Source organism: Vibrio sp. MarTm2, assembly GCF_027587055.1.
Lineage (GTDB): Bacteria > Pseudomonadota > Gammaproteobacteria > Enterobacterales > Vibrionaceae > Vibrio > Vibrio sinaloensis_D.
The window spans coordinates 237,901-254,903 of record NZ_JAPPTK010000005.1 but is presented as its reverse complement, the minus strand read 5'-3'; the positions used below and the strand labels follow the sequence as shown (position 1 = coordinate 254,903).

The window sequence follows — 17,003 nt, the reverse complement described above, 5'->3', positions numbered from 1 at the left end:
TTACATTCCCTATTCTTTCGAATAGAAGACTGTGAATTGACTGTGCCAAGCCTTTCGACTTGATTGGTCACTCAGTTCATTGAAACCTAATTTGAAACCCCTCTTTATTTAGAGAAATTTCTAATTGGATTATCATCAACGAGTGCCCACACAGATTGATAGGTTTATATTGTTAAAGAGCGTTGCTTTGAGCTTTCTCTCAAAGCGGAGGTGCATTCTAGCGAGATAACTTGAAGAGTCAAACTCTTTTTCAAATTTATTTTCTCGAGAAGTTTTTACCTCTCTAACACTACTGAAGCCTTGTGGCGTCTGCCGTGTCAGTGGAAGCGCATTATAGGCAGTTCCTTTTCGATGGCAAGAGAAAATATGCGTTTTTTCATAAAAAAATGCCCAACTGAACAGCTATTGTTCAGGGGCATTTTTACACTCAAGCTACCCTCAACTTAAACAAAGCTTATACACACTTTCTTGTGGATAACTAATCATCACTATCGAAAAAGTAGGAAATACGAGAACGTGGGTTTAGATACTCGCGAACTTTGTCCGGCAGTTTGGTTGGCAAAATAGCATTAACTATCTTTATTTCTTTTTCTGCCAAGTCAATGATCGGGGCTTGAGTCCGAGGAACGGATGGATCGTAGATCAATACATTGGGGAACAGTATGTTTCGCGCATTTACCGAGATAACCAATCCGACCATATCATTCGAAAGCTGGACCACCGTACCCGGAGGATAGATGCCCATAAACTTAATCAATAAGCTTAAGTTGTCATTGTTATAAAGGTGCTTGCAGTTCTTATATAGATGAGAGAGGGCAACATAAGGAATTTTTTGCTCTGAGGGCACGTTATGGTGACAAAGGTTGTCGTACGCATTCGCAACTGAGATGACTTGCGTAATTTCATCTATCTCATCTTCTTTAAGGCCTGCCGGATACCCCGAGCCATCATTTAGCTCATGGTGTTGCTCAATCACTATCTTTGCAGATTCAGGGAACGCCTCTATATTATTGGCCAACTCCAAGCCATATTTTGTATGAAGTTTAAGGTAATTTTTCTCTGGCTCAGATAAGGGGGTTTGTTTACGCACTATTGCACTCGGCACCTTCACCTTCCCCATGTCATGAAAAAGCGCGGCAAATGCCACTTGCTTGAGTTGGTCCGAATCCCACTTCTTCGCTTTCGCAATCATCATTGATACAACAGAAACGTTGAGCGAGTGGAAATAGATATCTTCAAACTCACTTTTACCATTCATGAGGTGTAAGGTGACATTGTCGTCACTCAAGAGTTTATCAACAATATCATTCACCAAGCTTGTGGCTTCATCAACTGCTTGGTCAGGACGATTGCGAATTTTGTTCATCACAGCACGCATCCGGGATAACGAGCGCTCGAACTCTTTTTCACAATTGATGACGCGGCGCCTGTAAGCACTTAATCGCTCAATTCGGTCTTGCTTCTCTTTCCAGAGCTTTTCTGCCTCTTTATCTATGGCAGCACTCATATCCTCATCATGTTGGGATGAATCCTGAGTCTTAGGAGGAAGAGGTTGCGTATCACTCTGGTTGGGATTCATGAAGACATGTTTAATCCCCAGATGTCGTATCAACCGAATCTGCTCTTCATCTTTTACCTTGAAGCTATTAAACAGGAATGGGTGTTCGTTCCATTTAACAGGCAACCGAATGTACAATCCAGGCTGGATTCTGTCGACGGTTATCTTAATACTTGCCACTTTTTATAGATTTCTTTACGTTACTGACTCGTTTATAAGTTTAGATGATTCCATTTCTGAAATCATCATGTTGAGTCACTAATGAGAAGGTGGTAGGTGACTCAGACGGTTCACACCAAGTTACAATGCAGCATCCAGCGCACACCAAACTGATCTTCAACCTTGCCAAAGCGAGCGCCCCAAAAGGTGTCTGCCAACGGCATCATGATATGACCACCGTGAGAGAGTTTATCAAACAATCGAGCCTGCTCATCTAAATCATCCAAAACTAACGATAACGCAACATTATTCCCCGACAGCTCTTTGGCCACCATACCGTCAGACAGCATCAGTTTCATACCAAATGCTTCGAACTCGGCATGCATTATCCAATCTGGGTCTGCACCTTCGATCACTTGCGGCGCCTCTTTAAAATATTGCTTGCTCACCACAACACCTCCAAAACACTTGTGGTAGAACTCAAGCGCTTCTTCGCAGCGGCCAGCAAAAAACAGGTATGGGGTTAAGTTATACATTGCGTTCCTCCTTGGTACCTTTAAAAGATAGACAACTTTTTGAAACAACGAGGAAATTTTAACCGCTTACTCAATTCTCTGGTGTGAATTGCGCAAAATTAACTTAGGTTCGAAGGTTTCTGGCAGCTTTGATTCATGCTTATGAATAAGATTGTTGAGCTGTAAAGCAGCGGCTCGAGCCATGTCGCAGATGGGAAAGTGAACCGAGGTCACCGTCGGATAAAGGTCCTCGCAGCGATCAATACTGTCAAAGCTGACAATTGATATTTGCTCTGGCACTTTGATACCCACTTCATGGAGGTACTGCAACGCCCCAACTGTCATTTCTTCACTGCAAGAATAAATCGCTGTCACTTGTGGCGCGGCTTGGAGAATTGTCTTTGCCGCTTGATACCCACTTTGGCGGCCGTAGTCCCCTTCCGCGCACCAACTCTCTGGCACTGTCACTCCCGCTTTCATCATGGCGTCCAGATAACCTTGCTTACGAAGAACACTATTTTCTCGCTGGGCAGGACCTGCTATGCACGCCACCTTGGTATGGCCGATATCAATCAGATGCTGAACCGCAATGAAACTGGCTTTGTGGTGATCAAAGGTGATACAACGCGACTCTAGCCCAGGGACGTAGCGATCTAACAATACGAATGGGGTCGGCGCTTCTGATAAAGTGATCAACTCTTGAACGGACAAGTATCGACTGTGCAGCACATAACCTTCACAGCGAAGATCATTAAAACGTTGTATCGCTTCCTTTTCCCCATTGGCGGAGTGGTGCCCTTGTGCAGTGATCAGAAACTTTTTGTGTTGATCGAGCTCGCTTTGAACCTGATCCATCATCGCACCGAAGAAACCACCCGTATAATAAGTCACGAGCAAGCCAACCATGTTGGTGGAAGAGGTTGCCAGCGAACGCGCGATAGCACTCGGACGGTAGTTCAGCGCTTTCATTGCTTCTTCGACTTTCCGCCTTGTTTCCGCTTTAAACTTGCCCTCACCATTAATAATTCGCGAAACCGTTGAACGATTTACACCCGCCAACTCAGCGACATCTTTTATTCTAGCCATAACATCCTGTACTTCATCACTTTATAAAGAGGCTGCCAGAACATAAGGACATGACTTTAGGGGGTATTCTAGCAGCCGTAAAACATCCTACACGCGGTTAGGAATGCTGGATAGATAAAGCCGAGTAATCCGTGACTTCGATTGAATGCCTTTCAAGCAAGGTGGCAAGTTTGTCATCGGTCAACACATTAAGCTCTTTCTTTCGTTGTTCTGAGTAGCCACTGCTATGGGCAAGCGCTTGGTCAACAATGGCAGGGTGGCACATGACTTCCACCAACTCGTAACGTTTTTCTAGCTCTAATAGATGATTCACTAAGCCCATTAAGTCGACGCCTTGGTCATAGAATTGATCGGTAAAGAAGTAATTTAAATTAGGGACGCTTTGCCCTCTGAGTGGGACGCGGTATTTAGCCGCAACTTCCGTTACAACGGGCAAGAAATCTGGGTGGGTATGTGCGTGATGATGACTGTCGATATGACTGAGCGTCAATCCTGTCGCGAGAAAAGCTTCAACTTGTGCGATACATTCGTCATAGATGGCTTGAGCACTAAACCCGCGATGTGACCAGAACTCTGCGTATTTATAAAACGCTCCGTTTTTATCACTCAAGTTGGCAGAACGTGTTAAAGGCGCTCCCAGCGTAAAACGCAAATGGATGCCTACTTTTAAGGTCGGGATTTTTTTAGCCAAAGCGACAGCGTGCTCCTCCTCCGGTAACCCGACGAGCAGTGTTGTAGAACGAACGACGCCCTCTAAATGGGAGCGTACAATTCCCTCGTTGACCCCTTTCGTTAAGCCGAAATCATCGGCATTGAAGATCACTTTCATCGCTTTGGCCACTCCTTATAAGTGAGTTAAGGTAAATTGAGGTAGATAATGGCGATTTTGCTGTAATATCTCATCAAAGATCGATTTAGCGCGACCAATATCTGGGACCAACGGATTGTTCGCAAGCGCCATTAAACCCTGCTCATAACTGCCATGTACCGCGGCTTCAATAGTCAGTTGCTCGTAAGCTTTCACTTGATGAAGTAAGCCTTTCACATTTGGCGATAACTCCCCAACCGCGAGAGGCTTTGCTCCCCATGCCCCAACCACAGCCGTGCACTCAATCACGGCATCATCAGGCAAGCCATTTATTGCGCCATTATTGGGCACATTCACAACGTGCAATGAATTTCGATTGTTGTAGATCGCATCGACTAAATTGAGTGACGCATCCGAGTAATAAGCACCGCCTCGCTCTTCCAACTGCGAAGGTTTATGGTCGAGACTTGGCTGCTGATATAGCTCAAACAGTTCCGATTCGGTCTGCATTACTTGCTCCGCTCGAGTTCCTTTCTCCGCAGCGCTTAGCTTCTCTTCCGCTAACATCGCATCCGTTTGGTAGAAGTATCGATGGTAAGGGCATGGGATCGCATTCAACGCTTTCAAAAAAGTTGAGTCCCACGGTTCTTCCCAAATATTTTTCATGCTGAAGTTGGCTCCATCCCCGACTTTCTCAAGTACGGTGTGAGTAATATCTTCACCATTGAGCCACGCTTTATGCACCCAAACTAGATGATTCAAGCCAGCGAACTCAAGCTGCACTTCATTGGGCTGGCAGTCCATCATATCGGCAATCATCATTTGCATAGAGACCGGCACATTACATAAACCAATACTTTTTACCTTGGTGTATTTGTTGACAGCCTCACTCACCAATCCTGCCGGATTGGTAAAATTGAGCATCCACGCATTTGGTGAGAGCTCCTCAATATCACGGCAAATATCCAGTATCACAGGAATGGTTCGTAGCGCTTTTGCAAACCCGCCAGGCCCCGTTGTTTCTTGACCAATTACGTCATATTTGAGGGGGATTTTTTCATCGTTTGCTCTGGCAGCGAGACCGCCAACGCGAAACTGAGTCATAACGAAATCTGCCCCTTTAATGGCCGCTCGGCGATCAAAGTCTGCGGTTACCTCAATATCCGCACCGACTTTTGCAATCATACGTTTCGCTAATCCGCAAATAATGTCTAGCTTTTCTTTGCCTTCTTCAATATCAACGAAATGGATCTGTTTTACCGGAAGCGACGTCAACCTTTTGAGTACGCCTTCCACAAGCTCAGGGGTGTAACTGCTGCCCCCACCTATAATGGCAAGCTTTAAGCTATCTCTAGACATTCGTGTTTACCCCGCAATCTGCTTATGTAGTGCGACCATTTCTGTTGCCATTTCTTGCGCCAAAATGGTGGTCATCAAGTGATCTTGTGCGTGAACCATCACTAAAGTCATTGCGACTTTGCCCTCCCCCTGATCTTCTTCAATAAGCTGCGTCTGAATCAGGTGCGCTTTGTTTAAACACTCCTTAGCAAGAGCGAGTTTTTCTTCCGCGGCGAGAAACTCTTTTTCGCGAGATAACCTAAGGGCTTCATAACACAAGCTACGTGCTTCACCTGCATTGCAGATTATTTCCATAACAACAATTTCTTGTTCCATAACGACTTCCTTTATTCAGAGCTGCCTAACGCGGCAGCTCAATGATTCACTTAGGCGATGGCACCTTTACCTAATACGGCTTGCTCGGGTTCAGACTCGCTTGAAGGCTGCTCTTGAGCGATCACTTGCTTTTCAAACATCTTGAAGAAAGGCAGGTAAATAAACAGATCCAGAATCAACAATCCGATCACCAACAACACAGGCGACAGCGTCCAACCACTGCCCCATGACGCGCCAATAATGGCCGGCGTCGTCCATGGTGTTGTGGCAACGCCCATACCAACCAAGCCTACCTGAACCGCAAAATAGGCAATGGTGGCATTGATAACTGGCGCGAAGACAAAAGGAATAAACAAGATTGGGTTCATTACAATTGGACTGCCAAAAATGACAGGCTCATTGATCTGGAAGAAGCCAGGCACCGCACTCATGCGTCCAATACTCTTTAGATGCGCAGAGCGACTGAACGACATCAGTAAAACAAGTGCGAGCGTTGCGCCTGAACCACCAATGAAGATGTAGAAATCCCAGAAGGGTTGCGTAAAGACATTGGGAATGGGCTGACCCGCAACAAACGCATCAATATTGGCACTGATATTGGTAAGGAAAATCGGTGAAAGAAGTCCAACAACAATCGCAGCTCCATGTATTCCTGCAAACCAAAGTAACTGACATAAGAGCAACGCACCAATAATCGCTGGCAGGGTGTTTGAGGCACTGATTAACGGCTTGAACATCGCCATTACTGCATCTGGAATAAGCATTCCGTACTGAGCTTGAACAAATAAGCTCAAAGGATACAAGGTGATGAAAATCGCCAACACGGGCAGTAGCACTTCAAAAGAGCGTGCAATCGCAGGTGGTACTTGCTCTGGCATACGAATGGTAATGTTGTGCTTTTTCATAAATCGATACAGCTCGACCGAAAAGAACGCACACATAACCGCAGTAAAGATGCCAGTTCCCCCCATGTGAGACATCGCCAATGCCCCATCCTTTGCGGGAGCCGCGACCAACAAGAAGCTCATCAAAGATAAAACAGCGCTCGTGATGCCATCCATCTTATAGGCTTTCGCCAAACTATAGGCGACCCCCAAGGAGACAAAAATCGTCATAATGCCCATCGACATATTGAATGGCATCATAATGGTGTCAAAGTGAGTAGTAGCGAAATCTAACCAAGCGCGACCAAACGCATTTGTGGTATCTTCGCCAAACGGGGGGAAAGCAAAGATCAAAATAAAACTACCGACAATAATAAATGGCATTGCGACAATAAATCCGTCACGCATTGCTCGTACATGAGGTTGATTGCCAACTTTTGCGGCAAGCGGTGCTATATGTTTTTCGACGATTCCTATAATCGCATGATAAAGCTTCATAGATTCCATCCTTATTTTTGGATAAAAGAATCCCTACGCATATAAATATGCGCATATTCTTTTACTGATAAATTGAGTTTATTTAATTAGATGAGTTCGAGCGCTTGTTGAAGCACTTCATCACCTTTCATCATTCCATAGGCTTGTGGCGAAATTGCCGCAATGTTCTTACCATGCTCTTCTGCCGTCTTACGTAGTTCTTCCAACTGAAAGCGAACTTGAGGACCAAGCAAGCAAACATCATACTCTTTGATTGCCTCGTCAAATGCGTTGACTGACATTGCATCAATCTTACACTCTATTCCTTTTAATTCAGCAACTTGCTCCATCTTCTTAACAAGCATACTGGTCGACATACCAGCGCTACAGCACAAAAGAATCTTTTTCATAATCTTGCTCCATGTGTTCAATCTTTAACCTACAAACACTGTAGCAAAAACGTACAACACAAAAAAGCGCAACCGGTTGCACTGTGCGTGAACAAACTCTCATTTTATAAAGAAACATCGCTGTTTTAACTGGTGATATTTTTATTATTTATTTTAGCTTTAAATCTAAACTAGAATAAAAATGGGCGCGTATATCTAGCAAAAATAGTATTTATATATTGCCACTTTGTTTATTTTTACTGAGGCTTATCTAATAATCTTAAAGAATACAAAAGCTAAGGTAAGAATATAGAATCTATAAAAACAAAGCCCAGTGAAGACACTGGGCTTTATTCGTTTCAGAATTACTTGGTATGGAAAATTTGTTCCGTTTCCAAGGAAGTCATTGCGCGGATTTGACGCCAAACATAGTAGAAGATACCAAACATCATCAACATACTTGGTATGGCGATAATTGGGTAGCTATACAATGTTAGCTTTCCGAGCTCTTCATTAAACTCAGCGGTTCCCGCTGGGCTTGTCACAATCCAGGTCGCGAGAAAATAATTCATCACCGATGAAAAGGCAAAGGTACTGGCAAATAGGTAGTTGGACGTCATGAGGCAGCGTTCAAATGCTTGAGACTTACCGCTTTCTTCTAGTCGTTCCTTGATGAGAGGCAGATTCAAAATGGTGTCATTGAGGATCATCTTCTGCATAAATGGGTAACGTGTAAACGTTGAGCCCAGAACCGCTAAACCAATCAAGCCAGGGATCAACGCTTCTTTCAGCGCCAACCAACGAGTATCTAGTTCAAGTAGACCGATTCCTCCAGTGAGCAACACACTGACAAAGCCCAGTGCCGCAATAAAGTTAAACTTCTTGTTGCGAATCAGCTCCATGCCACCATAAGCCACAGGGAATGCAAGCGCGACGACTAACGCCATAACCGTTCCTAGATGCTCTTCGCCACTAAACTTCATTAAAATGAATGACGGGACAAAAACGTTAAAGAGGATCTCGAACAAGGGGTTCGATTTTTTGTTCTCTGTGTTACTCATAATTTCTAAAGGCTGCGTTTAAAATAAATCTATGGGAAGGGATTGTTCCTCGCATAGCGAGAGAAGTAAAGCGTTAACGCGCCAAGCTGTGTAACGACATATGAAATGGCGGAGAATAATACTAGATGAGGCGCCCATTCCAGCAACCACGCAGAGGCTGCGTTTCTACATGAGCGCCATGGTACTGGTGCGGACTGATTGGACAGGCATTCCTGCCGCTACCGCGAGGGCAACGCCTGCCAAACATGAATCTATTTTCAAACACCTAAAACGACGAAAGGTCGCTATAAAAGCGACCTTTCTATGTATGGTACCGGTGCGGACTGATTGGACAGGCATTCCTGCCGCCACCGCGAAGGCAACGCCTGTCAAACATGAATCTATTTTCAAGCATCTAAAACGACGAAAGGCCGCTATAAAGCGACCTTTCTATGTATGGTACCGGTGGGCGGACTTGAACCGCCACGCCCGAAGGCAACGGATTTTGAATCCGTCGTGTATACCAATTTCACCACACCGGCATCTAGGACATCTCGTCCTCTGATGTTTGGCATTATACGTAAGCCGAGCGTTCGTGCAAGTGCAAAAGACTGAATTACTTGCCGTTTGCTGATAAATTCGCCACAAGTTGCTAAGCTGTGCGCAAGGTCTCTTTTCAGATCAAAATTGAAGCTTTATTCTTTCGCCTAATTTTTATTTTGGTAAGCAGGTTTTATGTCAGCAACTGACTCTTTGCCACCAGCGGGGTTGTTTCGTCGCTTAGGGGCTCTTTTTTACGATGGTCTGATTATAATGGCGGTTGAAATGATGGCTGCGGGTATTGTGATTGCCATTCTTCACGCGCTGATGGCGATGGGAGTATTCAGTGTCGGCGGCTATGCTGATGTGAGTGACTTCCTGACCAATCACCCAGTTTGGAGCCCAGTATATACCGCTTACCTCGCGGCGGTCTGGATATACTTCTTTGTCTTCTTTTGGACTCGAGCAGGACAAACTTTGGGAATGAGAGCTTGGAAGCTTCACCTTAGAAGCAATGACGGTTCGCCAATATCGACCACTCAGGCTTTGATCCGTATCGGTACATCGGGATTTGGTTTAGCAAACTTAACTGTCCCAATTGATCCGAAAAAGCGTGGTTTCCACGATATTTGGGCGAAGACTGAAGTTGTAGTACTGCCAAAGGCAAACTAGGTAATCAGTCAAAAGACAAAAAAGGAAGGCATCTCGCCTTCCTTTTGTTTTTTCAGCGCCGTTAGTCGACTTTTAACTCTTTGAGCATCGCCTCAGGTAGCGCTAGGTCATCGTTCTTGTTGACGGAGATGCCCGCATCAATGATGGCCTGAGCAATCTGCTTCGCTTCATCTAATGAGTGCATTGCTGCTGTCCCGCACTGATACTCGTTGAGCTCTGGGATTTTATTTTGGCTCTCTACTTTCAGTACGTCTTGCATTGCTGATAACCACGCCTCAGCCACCTGCTGCTCTTGAGGAGTACCAATCAAGCTCATGTAGAAACCGGTACGACAGCCCATAGGTGAAATATCGATGATTTCCACGCTATCACCATTCAGGTGGTTACGCATGAACCCTGCATATAGGTGCTCTAGAGTATGAATCCCTTTCTCTGACAGGATATCTTTGTTTGGCGCAGTAAATCGCAAATCGAACACGGTAATCGTATCGCCCTTAGGGGTGGTCATGGTTTTCGCCACTCGAACGGCAGGTGCGTTCATACGAGTGTGATCGACGGTAAAGCTATCTAATAACGGCATTGTCCTTCTCCTCTCAAGCTAGTATTAGAAAAACCAGCTTCGGTTATTTTCCAGTTCTTGTCGGCACTGTTTAAGTTGCCAACCGTAATCCTTTGCTTGCTGTTCAACTTTTCGAGCCACTCTGATTAATGATGGCTTCGATTGATATGTTTTACGTTTATAGCCACCACGGCCTTCGTGGTACGCCAAATATTGGTTGTAGGGATCCCATTTTGAGATACCTAACTGCTTTTGAGTTTCGCTGGTATACCAGCCAATAAACATCAATGAGTCACCAAAATTGGTTCTTGAGCCACCATGATTCGTGGCTTTTTGAAAATCTTCCCATGCAGGGTCTTGCGCTTGTGCATATCCATAAGCGCTACTGACACGTCCCCATGGAATAAAGCCCAATACATAGTCTTTCGGTGGACGCGCATCATGGCGATAACTGCTCTCTTGTTTAACAAAAGCCATCGCAATTTGAATCGGCGTCCCCCACTTCTCTTGCATATCGACAGCATCGTCATACCAAGCGGGCTTCTCGCGGAAAATCTCGCATAAATTAGAGTGGTTTTTAGGTGGCGCCGTTGCACATCCACCTAACACTAACAGAGCAAAAACCGCCGCTAACCTTTTTACCACCAGCGTTCCTTACGCGTTTAAATACGCAAAGTAGTCGGTCAAAAAGTCATCGAAACTGAGCTTATCCGCAGCCTCAACGTCCACTTGAGCTTTAACCGAGCGCTCCACTTCTTGTTCCATCTCAGCTTCGCTGTAGGTGCGGTAGCGGTGTTCTAGGTGCTGTTGGCGATACTGTTTACCAAATTCACAGCCTACTTTGCCTAACCCGCCAAAGCGTTTGGTATCTTCGAGTAACTGGCCAGAGATGGTGAGCTCCGGATTATCAATCCACTCCAGCAGCTTATAGCAAACCGCTTGATACTCATTGCCACCGTTTGCTGCGTCCATCTGCTCTGCGATTTGAGCCAACTCAACAAACACTCGTTTCGCCCAATCTTGAAGACTCAGAATTTCACCTTTACAGCCGATCTGGAGTTCAAGTCCTGGCTTGCGACCTTCAACAATCACTTTATTCCAGTTCTCGCGCCAACATGCCTGTTCACAGTAATCCATCGGCTCAGAGTCCGACAACGCAGCCCACGCTAAGAATAAATCCAAGAAGCGCACTTGTTCGGCCGTAACGCCGACAGAGCTATATGGATTCACGTCTAGCGAACGAACTTCAATGTACTCAACCCCACCACGTGCGAGCGCTTCAGACGGTTTTTCACCGGATTTAGCAACACGTTTTGGTCGAATTGGCGCATACAGCTCATTTTCGATTTGTAAGACGTTGCTGTTTAGCTGACGATACTCACCGTCAACTTTAACGCCGATCGCGGCGAACTCTTCCGAAGGAGTGCGAATCGCGGTATTTAACCCATCGAGATACTCTTCGAGGCTGTTAAAGCCAATTTTCAACGCGCTCTGAGCACTGTTGGTGTAGCCCAAATCACTCATTCGTAATGAAGTCGCATTTTGTAGGTAAAGCGTGCCACCAATTTTTTCAAACGGCAGCTTTGTTTCTCTCCCTTGAATAAACGACGAACAAAGCGCAGGTGAAGCACCAAAGAAGTAAGGAATTAACCAGCCAAAACGATAGTAGTTTCGGATCAGGCCGAAATACGCCTGCGACTTAGTCTGTTGGCGCTCTTGCTCATTTTGCTCTCCATATAACTGATCCCAGAAAGATTCAGGAAACGAGAAGTTAAAATGCACACCGGAAATAATCTGCATCAAACTACCGTAACGGTGTTTTAAGCCTTGACGGTAAAGCGTTTTCATTTTGCCTGAGTTTGAAGAGCCGTATTGCGCAAGGTTAATGTCATCTTCACTCCCCACGAAGCAAGGCATCGACAGTGGCCACATTTTCTCTTCGCCCAGTTTAGTTTGGGTAAAGTGATGAATGTCTTCTAACTGGGCTGTGAGCGTGTCAATGTCTTTAGACACAGGCGTGATAAACTCAAGCAAAGACTCTGAGAAATCGGTCGTAATCCAATTGTTCGCGTATGCAGAACCTAGTGATTTAGGGTGCGGCGTCGTTGCAAGGTAACCATCTTGTTGATAACGAAGTGTCTCTCGCTCAACACCTCGGCCGAAAGATTTGAATACTTCTGGGTTTCGTGCAACTCGCTCAAGTCGCGCAGCAAATTCAGTCAAAATGAGGTTCGCTTATGTCGAGGGCCCAGTTCATACTGAGCCAATCCTATAATTAATAAAGAGTGACTGACGTCACTCTTTTTCTTTGCTCTAAGTTATGTGTACTCTAGCGGATGATTTCAAGCTCTTCTATCGGGATTTGCAAACTTTCTAGTTGTGGCCTCAAGGTATTTGCATCACCGACCACAATGATTTGATAATCTTTGGGAGTAAACCACTTCGCCGACAACTGATCAAGCGTCGATTTTTCAACCGTTTCAACAATCTCATTACGCTGCTTGAGGTAGTCTTCATCCAAGCTGTAAGCAAGGATACTACTTAACAACTGAGCTTTCTGTGAAGGCGTTTCATACTTCAGAGCATCTTGTTGACCGACCGCCAAGCGTAAAAATTTCATCTCGGCGTCGCTCATGCCTTCCAAACTGTATTCATTGAGCTCATTTTCAAACTCACGAATCGAGGCTAACGTCGAATCAGCACGGACTTGCGCAGAGAAGACAATCGCCCCCACCTCTCGGTTTGCCGCTAAATAACCGCTTGCGCCATAGGTATAACCTTTGTCTTCGCGTAAGTTTTGGTTTAAGCGACTATTAAAGTTACCCGCAAGATTAAAGTTGGCCAGTTGCGTCAAATACGTTTCGCCTGTGGCATCAAAGGGTAAACCTTGTCGAACAAAACGAACAATGCTTTGAGGCGCGCCGGGCTTATCTACGAGGTAAATTTTTTGCTCGCCCGGATCACTCACCAACTGAGGACGCAACAACGGCGCCGCTTTACCCTGCCAGTTTTCGATGAACGCCAATGATTTTTTAATCTGGCGTTTTGAGATGTCACCCACTACGACAATTTGAGTGCCTTGCGGTGTGTAGTGCGTTCGATAAAACGCTTTCACATCATCAAGCGTTAACGCTTCAACAGACTTAGCCGTGCCATCGCTTGGCCTTTGGTAAATAGAGCCTGAGAACAACACTTGACGCGTCGCTTGTGAAGCGAGCCAACTTGGTTTTTGGTGCTGATAAACTATGCTTTCGAGCATCTGACGTTTATTGCGTTCAAAATCTAGCTGCTTGAAGGCTGGCTCGAAAAGAATTTCTTTCACCAAAGCCAATGTCTGAGGTAGGTTCTTTTCTAAACTCGATATCGCAATGTTGGTTGTATAGTTGGCAGCATCGATAGAGACCGAACTGCCAAGCTTATCCAATTGCGCTTGCAGTTCTTCAACACTGGATTTCAACGTCCCTTCTTGCATCATGGCAGCGGTTAGATTGGCTAAACCTTCCTGACCTTTAGCGACATACCTCTCACCTGCAGGGAGTCGAATATTGAGTTGAACCGTCGGCGTTTCATCACTGACTGTTCCAAGCAGCTCAACACCATTGTCAAAGTAGACACTGTACAACTTCGGCATCTGAGCTTTGACACCTTCAGCCACTTGCGGCATGACTGAGCGATCAAACTCATCTACAGGGCGGCGGTACTCGAGATCCGATTCTGTGACTTTTGCGTACTCAGGCAATGTTCGAGCCGGTGTCACAAAATTTGCCGGCGCTACTGCAAAGTCAGACTTACCTTTTGGTACGACACTTAAGGTCACTTTTTTATGACCATTCACATAGTCTTTATAGGCTTTCATGACCGATTCAGGTGACACAGCTCGGATCCGCTCAAGCTGGCTCTGAAGACGATCAGGTTGATCGAAGAAGGTTTGATTCGAAGCCAATTGCGAAACTTTACCTCGAACACTTTGCAGAGCAAACACCGCATCTGCTTCCGCCATACCTGTGATTTGATCTAGACGACTTTGGTCAACGCCTTGCGCTTCAAACTCATTTAAAGTCTGCATTAACTCTTCATAGAGAGGCTTTAACTGACCTTTCTCTCCCGATGGTGCCATTGCGTAAACATAGAAATTACACGCCAACTCAGCACAATCTTGGAACGCACCTGCATCTACCGCTTTTTGCGTTTTGACCAGCTTTTGATACAGCAGGCTGTTTGCCCCACTTCCCAGCACATTAGCCAGCGCATCTAGAGAGACCTGAGTTTCTTCACCACGATAAGTAGTAGGCCACCCAACCACAACCATCGGCTGCTGAATACGATCTTGCAAAGTAATATAACGATCTTCTGTCAAGACAGCTGGTTGCTTTGGAGCCTTGCCTACCTCAGGACCAGTAGGAATTGAGCCAAAGTATTTGTTCACCCATTCCAGCGTTTGATCAACATCGAGATCACCGCCAATGGTGAGTACCGCATTATTTGGGCCATACCAACGCAAGAAAAAGGCTTTAAGATCGTTAACGTCAACACGATCTAAATCTTCCACATAGCCAATGGTTTGCCACGAGTATGGATGACCTTCCGGATACATGGCTTCACCAATCTTTTCCCACATTAAACCATAGGGTCTATTGTCATAATTCTGTGCCCGTTCATTCTTAACGGTATCGCGCTGAATTTCGAATTTGCGTTGCGAAACAGCATCAAGCAAGAAGCCCATGCGATCGGATTCCAACCACAACATCTTCTCGAGTTGATTGGAGGGAACCGTTTCAAAGTAGTTGGTTCTGTCGCGATTCGTGGTTCCGTTTAGTGTGCCACCCGCTTCGGTAATTATTTTAAAGTGCTCTTGGTCACCGACATGCTCGCTGCCTTGAAACATCATATGCTCAAAGAAATGCGCAAAGCCTGACTTACCAATTTCTTCACGTGCAGAACCAACGTGATAAGTCACATCCACATGAACGAGAGGATCAGAGTCATCAGGAGATAGGATAACCGTCAACCCGTTGTCGAGTTTGTATTTGGAATAGGGAATCATCGCTTTGCCAGGCTGAGGATCAACCTCTTCAATCAAGGTGACCCCTTCCGGTAGCGATGAGAATAGAGAGACAGAAGGAAGGTTGCTAGTTGAACAACCGTAAAGAGCGACGAGAGAAAACGCACCAAGCCAGATTTTTCTCATAACTTCCCCTTAGAAAAAACCAAAATAAATGGCGGCAAGTAGACTGTACCGGAAAGCTTTACCTATTAAGACAAGCCAGAAACAAGGCCAGAAACGCATACGTAGCCAACCCGCAGCCAAACAAAGAGGGTCGCCAATGATTGGCAACCAACTGAAAAATAGAGACCAGTAGCCATATTTACTCAGCCACTGTAATGCTTTATGACCATGCTTTTCGTTTTGAGTTCGATTAGGCAACCACCAACCAAGCCAATAGTTGGTCAAACCACCCAATGTATTACCCAAGGTAGCGACAAGAATGATGGAAAACGTAGAAAATTGATTCAGACTAAGCGCAGCGAGCAGCCCCGCTTCAGAGCCCCCTGGAAGCAAAGTGGCACTGAGAAACCCCGTAATGAACAAGACCCAAAGTGCCGAATCGGAAAACCATAGTGCGATAGATTGGAAGGAGGCATTAAATGCCTCTAGCATTGCATATCAAGCAAAACCTTGCCCCGCGTGTGTCCAGTTTCTATTTGCTTGTGAGCCTCAGCGACTTGATCCATAGGATAAATCTTGAAGATCTCTGTTTTTAATAAGCCAACACTGACCATATAGAGCAACGCATCAAGCTGCTCCGGATTAGGATCAACCAACATGCCGGTCGCTTCAAAGCCCAGTAGCTTCGCTTTCTCACAAATAAGTTCTGCGCTTAAGGTCGGCACTGTGACAACTTTAGCGCCATCTTTCAAGCATTTAAGCGCATCTAAAGCCGCATCACCTCCAACCAAGTCAATCAGAGCATCCGCTTCTTCAACACGTTCTGACACAGGCGCAAATTGGTAATTAACCGCGTGAGCACCAAGCGTCGCCATGTAGTCTAAATTGGACTCGCTGCACGTCGTAAACACTTCTGCTTTCGCGGCAACCGCAACTTGTATTGCTATATGGCCAACACCACCTGCGCCCGCGAGTACAAGCACTCGGTCTCCCTCTTTAACACCCGCCTTATCCAGCGCTTGAATCGCAGTTTGACCGGCAAGAGGCAGTGCTGCCGCAGCTTCTAGTGTAATGGAATCGGGCACAAGGCTCAGTTCTGTTTCAGGAACAGCAATGTATTGGCTGTAACCGCCACCTTGCAAAGGGAAACCCACAAAACCGGCAACTTTATCTCCTTGGCTAAATCGTTCCGTTTGCTCACCACATTGGACAATTTCACCCGCTATGTCGTAGCCCGGAACCCAAGGTAAATTATCTTTGTTTTCGGACGCAGCCCAACCAAGACCAGCGCGTGTTTTCACATCGATAGGGTTAACGCCAGCAAAAGCGACTCTGACAAGTACTTCACCCGCTTTAGGCTGAGGAACCGCAGATGACTGGATGACCAATACTTCTGGCCCACCGAATTGAGATATTGCGATTTGTTTGTTTTCCATTTCATGATTTCCCTGTCGATAGCAAAAAGGGATGCTAAA

Annotated in this window: 16 protein-coding genes and 1 tRNA gene; 1 reads left to right on the top strand and 16 read right to left on the bottom strand. The window is 45.7% G+C overall.

All coding sequences use genetic code 11. The features are described 5' to 3' along the window. Positions 1-478 precede the first annotated feature (478 nt). From OH458_RS13055 to OH458_RS13010, 10 genes are all read right to left on the bottom strand, one after another. Positions 479-1,738, bottom strand: a complete 1,260-nt coding sequence (locus OH458_RS13055; RefSeq protein ID WP_269978629.1) for an HD-GYP domain-containing protein — start codon at positions 1,736-1,738, stop codon at positions 479-481. A 110-nt stretch (positions 1,739-1,848) separates the two neighbouring features. Beyond that, positions 1,849-2,253, bottom strand: a complete 405-nt coding sequence (locus tag OH458_RS13050) for a VOC family protein (RefSeq protein WP_005475521.1) — start codon at positions 2,251-2,253, stop codon at positions 1,849-1,851. 66 nt (positions 2,254-2,319) lie between these two features. Further along, positions 2,320-3,318, bottom strand: a complete 999-nt coding sequence (locus tag OH458_RS13045; protein WP_269978628.1) for a LacI family DNA-binding transcriptional regulator — start codon at positions 3,316-3,318, stop codon at positions 2,320-2,322. 97 nt (positions 3,319-3,415) lie between these two features. After that, positions 3,416-4,147 (bottom strand): chitin disaccharide deacetylase, encoded by a 732-nt coding sequence (gene chbG, locus OH458_RS13040; RefSeq protein WP_269978627.1) that lies wholly within the window; start codon positions 4,145-4,147, stop codon positions 3,416-3,418. Between the two features lie 15 nt (positions 4,148-4,162). Next, positions 4,163-5,485, bottom strand: a complete 1,323-nt coding sequence (locus tag OH458_RS13035) for a 6-phospho-beta-glucosidase (RefSeq protein WP_269978626.1) — start codon at positions 5,483-5,485, stop codon at positions 4,163-4,165. A gap of 6 nt (positions 5,486-5,491) precedes the next feature. Then, positions 5,492-5,800, bottom strand: coding sequence for a PTS lactose/cellobiose transporter subunit IIA (locus OH458_RS13030; protein WP_005475534.1), 309 nt, complete (start codon positions 5,798-5,800; stop codon positions 5,492-5,494). A gap of 50 nt (positions 5,801-5,850) precedes the next feature. Next, positions 5,851-7,182 (bottom strand): PTS sugar transporter subunit IIC, encoded by a 1,332-nt coding sequence (locus tag OH458_RS13025; protein ID WP_269978625.1) that lies wholly within the window; start codon positions 7,180-7,182, stop codon positions 5,851-5,853. Between the two features lie 86 nt (positions 7,183-7,268). After that, complete coding sequence (locus OH458_RS13020; protein ID WP_039486558.1) at positions 7,269-7,571, bottom strand: PTS sugar transporter subunit IIB; 303 nt, start codon at positions 7,569-7,571, stop codon at positions 7,269-7,271. 344 nt (positions 7,572-7,915) lie between these two features. Then, on the bottom strand, positions 7,916-8,611 hold the full coding sequence (locus OH458_RS13015) for a VC0807 family protein (RefSeq protein WP_038140320.1): 696 nt from the start codon (positions 8,609-8,611) through the stop codon (positions 7,916-7,918). Positions 8,612-9,047: 436 nt separating this feature from the next. Further along, a tRNA-Leu gene (locus OH458_RS13010) sits at positions 9,048-9,132 on the bottom strand. Positions 9,133-9,325: 193 nt separating this feature from the next. Between OH458_RS13010 and OH458_RS13005 the strand changes: the two genes are divergently transcribed. Further along, positions 9,326-9,802: an RDD family protein gene (locus tag OH458_RS13005; protein ID WP_005475517.1), complete on the top strand. Its 477-nt coding sequence runs from the start codon at positions 9,326-9,328 to the stop codon at positions 9,800-9,802. 61 nt (positions 9,803-9,863) lie between these two features. Here the strand turns inward: OH458_RS13005 and luxS are convergent, their stop codons facing one another. The 6 genes from luxS to OH458_RS12975 all read right to left on the bottom strand — a co-directional run bounded on the left by luxS (position 9,864) and on the right by OH458_RS12975 (position 16,964). Next, complete coding sequence (luxS, locus tag OH458_RS13000) at positions 9,864-10,382, bottom strand: S-ribosylhomocysteine lyase (RefSeq protein WP_269978624.1); 519 nt, start codon at positions 10,380-10,382, stop codon at positions 9,864-9,866. Between the two features lie 24 nt (positions 10,383-10,406). After that, on the bottom strand, positions 10,407-11,006 hold the full coding sequence (locus tag OH458_RS12995; RefSeq protein WP_269978623.1) for a transglycosylase SLT domain-containing protein: 600 nt from the start codon (positions 11,004-11,006) through the stop codon (positions 10,407-10,409). Between the two features lie 9 nt (positions 11,007-11,015). Then, complete coding sequence (gene gshA, locus OH458_RS12990) at positions 11,016-12,584, bottom strand: glutamate--cysteine ligase (protein ID WP_269978622.1); 1,569 nt, start codon at positions 12,582-12,584, stop codon at positions 11,016-11,018. Positions 12,585-12,690: 106 nt separating this feature from the next. Next, positions 12,691-15,549 carry a M16 family metallopeptidase gene (locus OH458_RS12985; RefSeq protein WP_269978621.1) on the bottom strand — a complete coding sequence of 953 codons (2,859 nt, stop codon included), beginning with the start codon at positions 15,547-15,549 and terminating at the stop codon, positions 12,691-12,693. 9 nt (positions 15,550-15,558) lie between these two features. Further along, a complete protein-coding gene (locus tag OH458_RS12980; protein WP_038192876.1) occupies positions 15,559-16,020 on the bottom strand; it encodes a YqaA family protein in 462 nt (153 codons plus the stop codon). Then, positions 16,014-16,964, bottom strand: coding sequence for an NADP-dependent oxidoreductase (locus OH458_RS12975; protein WP_038140330.1), 951 nt, complete (start codon positions 16,962-16,964; stop codon positions 16,014-16,016). Before OH458_RS12975 ends, OH458_RS12980 begins: the two co-directional genes overlap by 7 nt. Between the last annotated feature and the right edge of the window lie 39 nt (positions 16,965-17,003).

Excerpts from the sequence above, each read along its gene's own strand:
- OH458_RS13015 (WP_038140320.1), bottom strand. The coding sequence starts at position 8,611 with ATGAGTAACACAGAGAACAAAAAATCGAACCCCTTGTTCGAGATCCTC.
- OH458_RS13035 (WP_269978626.1), bottom strand. The coding sequence starts at position 5,485 with ATGTCTAGAGATAGCTTAAAGCTTGCCATTATAGGTGGGGGCAGCAGT.
- OH458_RS13045 (WP_269978628.1), bottom strand. The coding sequence starts at position 3,318 with ATGGCTAGAATAAAAGATGTCGCTGAGTTGGCGGGTGTAAATCGTTCA.
- OH458_RS12985 (WP_269978621.1), bottom strand. The coding sequence starts at position 15,549 with ATGAGAAAAATCTGGCTTGGTGCGTTTTCTCTCGTCGCTCTTTACGGT.
- chbG (WP_269978627.1), bottom strand. The coding sequence starts at position 4,147 with ATGAAAGTGATCTTCAATGCCGATGATTTCGGCTTAACGAAAGGGGTC.
- OH458_RS12980 (WP_038192876.1), bottom strand. The coding sequence starts at position 16,020 with ATGCTAGAGGCATTTAATGCCTCCTTCCAATCTATCGCACTATGGTTT.
- OH458_RS13050 (WP_005475521.1), bottom strand. The coding sequence starts at position 2,253 with ATGTATAACTTAACCCCATACCTGTTTTTTGCTGGCCGCTGCGAAGAA.
- OH458_RS13005 (WP_005475517.1), top strand. The coding sequence starts at position 9,326 with ATGTCAGCAACTGACTCTTTGCCACCAGCGGGGTTGTTTCGTCGCTTA.
- OH458_RS13025 (WP_269978625.1), bottom strand. The coding sequence starts at position 7,182 with ATGAAGCTTTATCATGCGATTATAGGAATCGTCGAAAAACATATAGCA.
- luxS (WP_269978624.1), bottom strand. The coding sequence starts at position 10,382 with ATGCCGTTATTAGATAGCTTTACCGTCGATCACACTCGTATGAACGCA.
- OH458_RS12975 (WP_038140330.1), bottom strand. The coding sequence starts at position 16,964 with ATGGAAAACAAACAAATCGCAATATCTCAATTCGGTGGGCCAGAAGTA.
- OH458_RS13020 (WP_039486558.1), bottom strand. The coding sequence starts at position 7,571 with ATGAAAAAGATTCTTTTGTGCTGTAGCGCTGGTATGTCGACCAGTATG.
- OH458_RS13030 (WP_005475534.1), bottom strand. The coding sequence starts at position 5,800 with ATGGAACAAGAAATTGTTGTTATGGAAATAATCTGCAATGCAGGTGAA.